Origin of the sequence: Hallella mizrahii, from assembly GCF_009695775.1 — a bacterium.
In the GTDB taxonomy this organism is placed as follows: Bacteria; Bacteroidota; Bacteroidia; order Bacteroidales; family Bacteroidaceae; genus Prevotella; species Prevotella mizrahii.
The window spans coordinates 1-8562 of record NZ_VUNG01000071.1 but is presented as its reverse complement, the minus strand read 5'-3'; the positions used below and the strand labels follow the sequence as shown (position 1 = coordinate 8562).

Here is an 8562-nt window from a genome sequence, read left to right as displayed (position 1 = left end):
GGCCTGCTTGTACCGTTCAAGGAGACTCTTGTACTTGTCTTTGCTTGCCATATTCATAATAATTTGTGCGCGCAAAGGTACAGACTTTTAAGCGAGGCTGAAATACGGTAATGCCGAGACGCTTACTATAAAACCACTATATTTGCGAAAAACCTATGAAGGGATTACGCACAGGCTTAGTACTGTTAATGATTATCAGTATGACTATGAAAACGACAAAGTGTTTTTCCGGCGACGTGCGCCCAGCCGCTGTTGCCGGACAATTCTATCCAGCAGACAGTCAGACGCTGAAGACAGACGTAAAGCAATATCTCTCTGCCGCGACGAAGGCGAGACTTCATGGCGTCGTGAGAGCGGTCATTGTGCCGCACGCCGGTTATATCTTCTCCGGGCAGACCGCCGCCGAGGCTTTCGCGCAACTTAACCCGAATGTTCACTACGACCATATTTTCCTCATAGGACCGTCACATCATATCGGTCTGCCGGGAGCCTCAGTGGCTACCGCTTGGGAGGCATACCAGACACCGTTGGGTCCGGTGAAGGTCGACACGGCACTTTGCCGGAAACTTGTCGAAGAGAACAAGGTGCTGACCTTTGAGCCGCGTGCCCACAACAGAGAGCACTGCCTGGAGGTGCAACTGCCATTCCTGCAAATGCAGTTGGGCGAGGTGCCGCCGATCGTACCGGTCATCATCGGCACGGAAGACTACTATACACTTCAGGACATCGCGCGGGCACTCGTCCCGTACTTCACTTCGCGCAACCTCTTTGTCATCAGCAGCGACTTCTCGCACTATCCATGCTACGACGATGCCGAGCGCATAGACAAGCGCACGGGCGACGCCGTGGCATCAGGCAACCTTGCGACTTTCCTGAAGGCCTTGTCTGACAATGCCGAGGAGCATGTCCACGACCTTGCCACCAGTGCCTGCGGGCAGGCCGCCATCGCTGTCCTGCTGATGATGGCGGAAAAAGAGCAGGGCATGGAATTCCATCATCTCGCCTACTGCAACTCGGGTGATTCGCCCTACAGCGGTCACGACCAAGTCGTGGGCTACCACGCTTTCGTGATGACGGAAACGGAACCAACGAATCCAATGACCGGGCACCAAGCAGCGGGAAGCCAGACTGTCCAGAAAGAAACGGCAAATGGTGACAAGGGCCAAACAGACGTGTCGGATGAGACAAGGTCAGGACACGACAAAGAAAATGACGGCAGGCCGGAAGAAGCCTTCGTGCTGGACGACAGCACGCGGCATCAGCTGCTCGACATCGCATGGAAGAGCATCCGCCGCCAAAAGGTCGAAGAGCCTGCCAACCCAGAACTGTTGCGCAACGGTGGTGCTTTCGTGACGCTGACCGAGAACGGCCGGCTGCGAGGCTGCATCGGTCATTTCGGTGAGGACGTGCCTTTGTGGCAGGTGGTAGCTGCCATGGCGCACGATGCCGCCTACCGCGATCCTCGTTTTCGCCCTGTGGAACCAGAGGAGTGGGACCGGCTGTCGCTTGAGATCAGTGTGCTCTCACCACTGAAACGCATCCACGACATCAGCGAGTTCCACTATGGTCAGGAGGGTATCTACATCAAGAAAGGATGGCACTCGGGTACGTTCCTGCCACAGGTAGCCGAGGAAGTCAACTGGACCAAAGAGGAGTTTCTCGGCCACTGTGCCCAGGACAAGGCAGGACTGTCGTGGGACGGTTGGAAGGACGCGGAACTGTATACGTATCGGGTGGAAATCGTAAAATAGCCAGCCAACGCAAGTGGAGATGCCGGGAATAAGCCCAGCGCACGCCCGGCGCCATCCGTACACGGACAAGCAAAGTGAGACTTTATGAAACAAGCAGCATATTATCATATAGAACAAATCGGCGGCAACGGACATGATACAGCCGGCGGCACTCTGTCAGCCCGCTGTGATCTTTGTCCCCATGCCTGTCTGATCGGTGAAGGACATGCGGGGCGATGTCGCTCGCGCGTGTTTCGTGACGGCAAGCTATGGGCCACGAGCTATGCTGAGCCCTGCGCGCTCGCCGTCGATCCAGTAGAGAAAAAACCGCTCAACCACTTCCATCCGGGTACGCTGTGCCTCTCGGTGGCGTGCACGGGGTGCAACCTGCGCTGTCTGAACTGCCAGAACAGCTCTATCTCGCAAGCACGACCGGAAGATGTGGAGCACGCTACGTGGCAGCCGGCAGACCTCGTGGGCGTATGCCTGCAACAGCATCTGCCATCGATTGCCTACACCTACACCGAGCCGCTGACGTGGATCGAGTATATGCTCGACACGGCACGACTGGCTCACGAGCAGGGTATCTACAATATCCTTGTCTCTGCCGGATATGTCAACGAGCAGCCTTTGCGCGACCTGCTGCCCTTCCTCGATGCGGCAAACATCGATCTGAAGAGTATCAGCGACGATGTCTATCACCGCCTCAACGGTGCTTCGCTGGCTCCCGTACAGCGTACCTTGCGTCTTATACATGAGGCGGGCGTAGCGCTGGAAGTCACCAATCTGCTCGTTGACGGATGGAATACCAGTGAGGAGATGATACGCGCGCTCTGCCACTGGCTCGTCGACAACGGCATGGCTGACGTGCCCCTGCATCTGAGCCGCTGTTTCCCCTCCTACCGCATGCCCAACCTCAGACCCACGCCCATCCCCGTTATGATGCGTGCGAAAGACATCGCTGAGGAAGAAGGCATCCGATGGGTGCATCTCGGAAATGTGTGATAAGCCCCGCCCCTAACCCCTCTCCAAGAAGAGAGGGGAATAGAATGCTTTGTGCGTGCTTGACTCTGAGAACATTCTTTCAAGATAGAAAAATACAAAAAAAGGAAAGAAAAGTGGGAAGAAAAGTACAATGTCTCACTTTTTTTTCGTATATTCGCAGAACAATAACCAAACCCAAACAACTATGAACACAAGAACCAAACAACTGACAGCTAAGGAACGCCTTTACACTGGCAAACACCACGGACGCCATATCGATGAAGACTTTGAGCACGACTGCCTCGACGGAGACAACGGCGAGATGGGTGCCTATGACACCTTCGATGACAGCAATGTGAGGAAGAACGGTTAAGGCGCTCAGCACACCGTAAGGTCATTGTTCATCACATGCCACCTTTTTATCTAATTTATCTATCCCTCGCAAAGTCGCAAAGAACGCAAAGGAAGAAATAAGGGGGGAACGTACAGATGTGCGCCAGCCTATGTGCCCTTTGCGTCTTTGCGGGAGAGGAGTGCTGTTGTGTGAGTGCAACATTTTTGCTTTTCTCCTCTGTTATTCCATCTTTTTTTGTACCTTTGCACCGCAATAGGTTCATGCGAGGAGCATGATGAAAAGGGAACCGGGTGGGAATCCCGGACAGTCCCGCTGCTGTGTGCAGTCCTTTGAGGAGCGAACACGCGTGTCACTGACAATGTTGTCGGGAAGACCGTTCGCCATCCGACTGCGAGCCAGAAGACCTGCCATTGCGAGCATTCTCCACTGTCCGTCCGAGGAGACGGCCACGGAAGTCAGATCAGATGAAAAGAAAGAAGAGCGCATCATTGCTGTTTCTCGTTGTCGCCGCCCTGCCCGCCGGTGCGCAACAGGTGTTCCCCGACACGACCCGCTATCTCCGTGAGGTGACGGTGGAAGCCCAGCGCATCCCTGTCAACACACAGGCTTCGTCACCGACACAGACGTTGACAGCCTCAGACCTGTCACGGCTGCCCTCGCTCGACGTGGGCGAGGCACTGAAGCATCTTGCTGGTTTGCAGGTACGCGACTATGGTGGCGTCGGTGGCATGAAGACGGTGGATGTGCGCGGACTTGGCTCGCAGCATACCGGAGTCGTCTACGATGGCGTGCAGGTGGGCGACTGCCAGACCGGTCAGGTTGACCTTGGACGCTACTCTCTGGGCAATGTTTCCTTTCTCTCGGTGACCGTGGGTCAGGACGACGACATCTTCCAGAGTGCCAAAAGCCTTGCTTCTGCCGCTGTGGTACACATCTCTACGTCTGCCTTCGACGTACCGCGTCGCTGTGAGGGCCTGCTGCGCACCGGTTCCTATGGTTTTGCCGAGGGCACTGTGCTGCTCTCCAATACATGGCATCGCCTGCACGCCTCGTTGTTTGCCGACGGTCAGCGTGCCGATGGCGTCTATCCCTTTCACATGAAAAACGGAGTGCAGCGCATCGACGAACGGCGACGCAACAGCGATGTCAACCTTTGGCGAGGAGAGCTGAATCTGGGCTACGACCTCACACCGCGGCAGCAACTCAGGCTGAAAGCCTACGGCTATGAGGCGTGGCGCGGCTTGCCAGGCGCAGTCATCTACGACAATCCGCTGGCACAGGAGCGTCTTACGGACAAGAATGCTTTCACGCAGCTGACCTATCTCAACCGCATCTCGGATGACTTTCGACTGAAGGGAGCACTGAAGTGGAACTATTCATGGATGCGAGACCATGACGTGCAGGCACAGCGCACGGTGGAGAACACCTACAGGCAAAACGAACTCTACGCCTCGGCGACGGCTTGGCATCGCATCGCCGGATCGCTGACTGCCGCGCTGGCCGCAGATTTGCAGTACAACCATCTCAACACGACGGTGCCCAACTGCCAGTTCCCTACACGGTGGTCGAATTGGACCTCGTTGTCGCTCAACTGCCGTCTGCCGTGGCTCACCGCCGTGGCTTCGTTGCTCTCGACAAATATCTGGGAACGGGTAGAGATTGGCAATGCCTCGCCTAACCTTCATCGGCTCACGCCGGCGTTCAGTCTCTCGGTGAGTCCGATGCGTGGCTTACACTTGCGATTGGGTTATAAAGACATTTTCCGCACGCCGACACTCAACGATCTCTACTATACCGGCGTGGGACGGCGGAGCCTAAAACCCGAGAAGAGCCGACAATGGAACCTCGGAGCTACGTGGCAGCACGACAGTCAAAGGCAGCATCTCGCACTGACGCTTGACGGTTACTACGGTCATGTGACGGATAAGATCGTAGCTGTACCAAAGATGTTTCTCTGGCAGATGATGAACGTGAGCAAGGTACGACAGCTCGGACTCGATGCCACCGCACGACTGGAGCAGTCGCTCGGCCGTCGGTGGTCAGTGAACGCAATGGCCAGCTACAGCTATATCAGTGCTACGGACCGCACAAACGCTACCGACGTCTACTATGACGACCAGATTGCATACACGCCGCGCCACTCGGGTAGCGGCGACATTTCGCTGTGCACGCCGTGGCTTACCGTGGGCTACAGTCTGCTTGCCGTGAGTCATCGTTACTTCCTCGGCTACAACATCCCCGACAACCGTGTGGACGGCTATACCGATCACAGCGTCTCGCTTTCGCGTTTATGGCGTTTCGGTCAGCATCAGCTCAGGGTAAAGCTCGACGCTCAGAACTTGGGTGGTCACAACTACGAAGTGGTGCGATACTATCCTATGATGGGGCGGAATTGGAAGATCAGCTTAGAAGTAGCCCTTCCCTGAGGCCCTAAAGCCCTTTCCTAACCCTCCCCAGGAGAAGGCAACCGCAATATCCGCAAGGATGGGGATCGCTGGTGGTGCCGTAGGCGGGCTTTACGCCCGCCCTAACCAGCTTGGAAGTATCTCCTCTCCTTGGGAGAGTGGGTACGGGGTGGGGCTATGCATGAAATCTTATAATTATCAATCATAAAAACGAAAGTATGAAAAAACAATTGTATTCACTATTGCTGCTCCTCTCTGCAGCATGGATGTTCACCGCTTGTAGCAGTGACGATGATAACAACACGGCCATCGACTGGGAGACTTATTCCCACACGATCTTCGCAGCCGCTGCCGGCAACTGGGGACAGAACAACGGTGCCGTTGGTGCTATCGATGCGGACAACAGCGGCAAATACTCCTACACCGACATCTATAAGACTGCCAACGGTAAGCTCGTCGGCGACGCGCAGGATGTGCTGCCACTCTATCATAAGCTCTATGTCGCCAGCACCACATCGTCTAAGATAGAGGTGCTCGACGAGAAGGGTAAGGTGGAGAAGGCTATTCTCAAGCCCGGCGCTCAGTTTCGCTATCTGGCTACCGACTATGATCATGTCTATGTCTCTGCCTACAACGGCTATATCTATAAACTCACCAATGGTGACCTCACGGACAGCGTGAAAGTAGGTGGCTATCCCGAGGCGATGTCTGTGGCCAACGGCAAACTCTACGTCAACATGTCGGACTACAAATACGATAACTCTGGCAAGAGCATCTCGGTCATTGACCTAAAGAGTTTCAAGAAGACCAAGGAGCTCGACTGCGAGCTCAACCCCTATAACCAGAGCGTGGCAGTGGGCAATAAGGTGTACTTCGTCAGCACCTATCACGCCGACCAGGACGGTGCCCTGCAGTGCATCGATGCCACAACGGACAAGATAACCAACACGGGCGTGAAGGCTTCCGCCATCGCTTATGATAAGGTAGGCAACAGCATTGTCGCTCTGCTCACGGGCTATGACGCCAACTGGACGCTGTCGGTGAAGAGCTTCTTCCGCTACAGCCTCGCTGACGGCAAGACAACACAGCTCGACCACAGCGCGTTTACCTCTCCGCAGCAGGTCAACGTGGATCCTGTGTCGGGTCGTATCTTTGTCATCGATAACCCGAGCTACACGGCTCCCAGCTCACTCTATATCTACGACAACAGTGGTAAGCTACTTCAGGGTGGCTTGCAGATGAGCTACTCGGTTCAGAACATCCGCTTCTTCGCTGAGGCATATAAATAAGGAGTAAGGCGCACACCTACAGCCGCTCCGGCCTTACCCCATACCCATCTCCAAAGGGAGAGGGGGAGTAGTATGCTGCAAGGGACGAGAGAGAACCATTAAAACAAGAAAAGGACGCAAAGAACTGCACAAGAGTGCACTTCTTTGCGTCCTTATTATTGTAATTTTGCTTTATGTTTACATAAAATATGTAGCGTGGGTAAATGGAAGAATGACTGGCACGGGGTTAGGGCGGATGATTAGTTACCATGCGGGGGTTAGGGGGGGGATGAACCTCGCCCCTACGAACTTATCATGTACATCCAGCGTAGGGGTGGGGTTTATCCCCACCCTAACTGCACAAGAGTGCGCTTCTTTGCGTCCTTATTATTGTAATTTTGCTTTATGTTTACATAAAATATGTAGCGTGGGTAACTGGAAGAATGACTGGCACGGGGTTAGGGTGGATGATTAGTTACCATGTGGGGGTTAGGGCGGGGATGAACCCCACCCCTACGAACTCACCATGTACATCCAGCGTAGGGGTGGGGTTTATCCCCACCCTAACCCCGCAAAATATATGATTGGGTCGATATGGTCTCCAGTCTTGTAGCTTGGGTGCCCCAATGACGAAAACAAGAAAAGGACGCAAAGAACTGCACAAGAGTGCACTTCTTTGCGTCCTTATTTTGTATTCGCTGCGTCTTTTTGTCCTTTGTGTCATTGCCGAGAGAGAATCATGTCCCGCTGACGGTAAGAAGACGATCAGTGGCTTCTATGTTGCCGCAAATGCCTATCTGCAAAATGCTATCCTCAAGAGTGACGGCTTGACACCGGGGGCCTTCACGAAGGGTGACTGGTATCGCGTGGATGTCATCGGCTTGGATGGTGAGACGAAGAAAGACACGGTGTCGTACTATCTTGCTGACTACCGCTCCGACAACGAGGCTGACCACTACTATGTCAAGGACTGGACATGGCTCGACCTCTCCGCACTCGGCGACGTGACGGGTATCACTTTCCGCCTGAGCAGCAGCCGCAACGGCACTTATGGCATGACCACGCCGGGCTATTTCCTCATGGACGACTTCAACGGTGTCTACGACGGACGCAGCCGCAAACTGGCAGCCATCAGCAAGAACGACGCTCCGACAGCTATCTCCGCTGTCGGCGTGAACCGTGCTCAGACTCACGATGGTGTCGCCTACAACCTCGCCGGACAACGTGTCGGCAAGGACTATAAGGGTGTGGTGATCATCAATGGAAAGAAAGTGGTGAGAAGATAATGAGGCACCATGCGCCTCTGTGAAACGTAATCAGACTTTACAAAAGCTTGTCTGAATTCTGTCGCAAAATAGAGAGCCGAAGGCCATGAAAAAGAGAAAAAACAGGGATGATTCGGCTCTCTTTCAAGTGTTCTGCGACAAAAGTACTTTTCTGATGCGGTCAAAACACTGAGATGACTGGGTCAAAACACTGAGATGACCGGGTCAAAACACTGAGATGACTAGGTCAAAACACTGAGATGACAGCGTCAGAAAGGCACTATCCATGCGACAGAAAACGACGTACAACTGTATGTTGTTGTCTGTCAGCACTTTACAAAAAATGCGTAAAAATCGCGTCGTTGCGGGCAACCGACCACTTGCTGGCGAAAATCGCCGTCTCGTGGCCGGTTTTTTGTCAGTTTTCCTTCTGTGTGGTGATGTCCGTACTAATATTCGTTAAATAATTAGTTGCTCTTTTGTAATCTTCTAAAATACAGCTACTTTTATGGAAAAAACCAAGCCAATGTTACTCAAAGACTTCTTCAATAGATT

The 8562-nt window shown here is 53.9% G+C and carries 6 protein-coding genes and 1 riboswitch; all 6 genes read left to right on the top strand.

Annotated elements, in window-relative coordinates; all coding sequences use genetic code 11:
- Positions 1-206: 206 nt before the first annotated feature.
- The 6 genes from amrB to FYJ73_RS15200 all read left to right on the top strand — a co-directional run bounded on the left by amrB (position 207) and on the right by FYJ73_RS15200 (position 8028).
- The gene (gene amrB / locus FYJ73_RS16065) at positions 207-1751 is read left to right on the top strand and encodes an AmmeMemoRadiSam system protein B (RefSeq protein WP_235899415.1); all 1545 of its coding nucleotides are present in this window, start codon (positions 207-209) and stop codon (positions 1749-1751) included.
- A gap of 84 nt (positions 1752-1835) precedes the next feature.
- Positions 1836-2735: an AmmeMemoRadiSam system radical SAM enzyme gene (gene amrS, locus FYJ73_RS15220; RefSeq protein WP_154535591.1), complete on the top strand. Its 900-nt coding sequence runs from the start codon at positions 1836-1838 to the stop codon at positions 2733-2735.
- 184 nt (positions 2736-2919) lie between these two features.
- The gene (locus FYJ73_RS15215; protein WP_154535590.1) at positions 2920-3087 is read left to right on the top strand and encodes a hypothetical protein; all 168 of its coding nucleotides are present in this window, start codon (positions 2920-2922) and stop codon (positions 3085-3087) included.
- Between the two features lie 219 nt (positions 3088-3306).
- Positions 3307-3494: riboswitch (cobalamin riboswitch) on the top strand.
- A gap of 39 nt (positions 3495-3533) precedes the next feature.
- Entirely contained in the window at positions 3534-5495 is a 1962-nt protein-coding gene (locus FYJ73_RS15210; protein WP_154535589.1) for a TonB-dependent receptor plug domain-containing protein, read from the top strand.
- Between the two features lie 197 nt (positions 5496-5692).
- A complete protein-coding gene (locus tag FYJ73_RS15205) occupies positions 5693-6763 on the top strand; it encodes a YncE family protein (RefSeq protein WP_154535588.1) in 1071 nt (356 codons plus the stop codon).
- Positions 6764-7368: 605 nt separating this feature from the next.
- Positions 7369-8028: a DUF4465 domain-containing protein gene (locus FYJ73_RS15200; protein WP_154535592.1), complete on the top strand. Its 660-nt coding sequence runs from the start codon at positions 7369-7371 to the stop codon at positions 8026-8028.
- Positions 8029-8562: the final 534 nt, after the last annotated feature.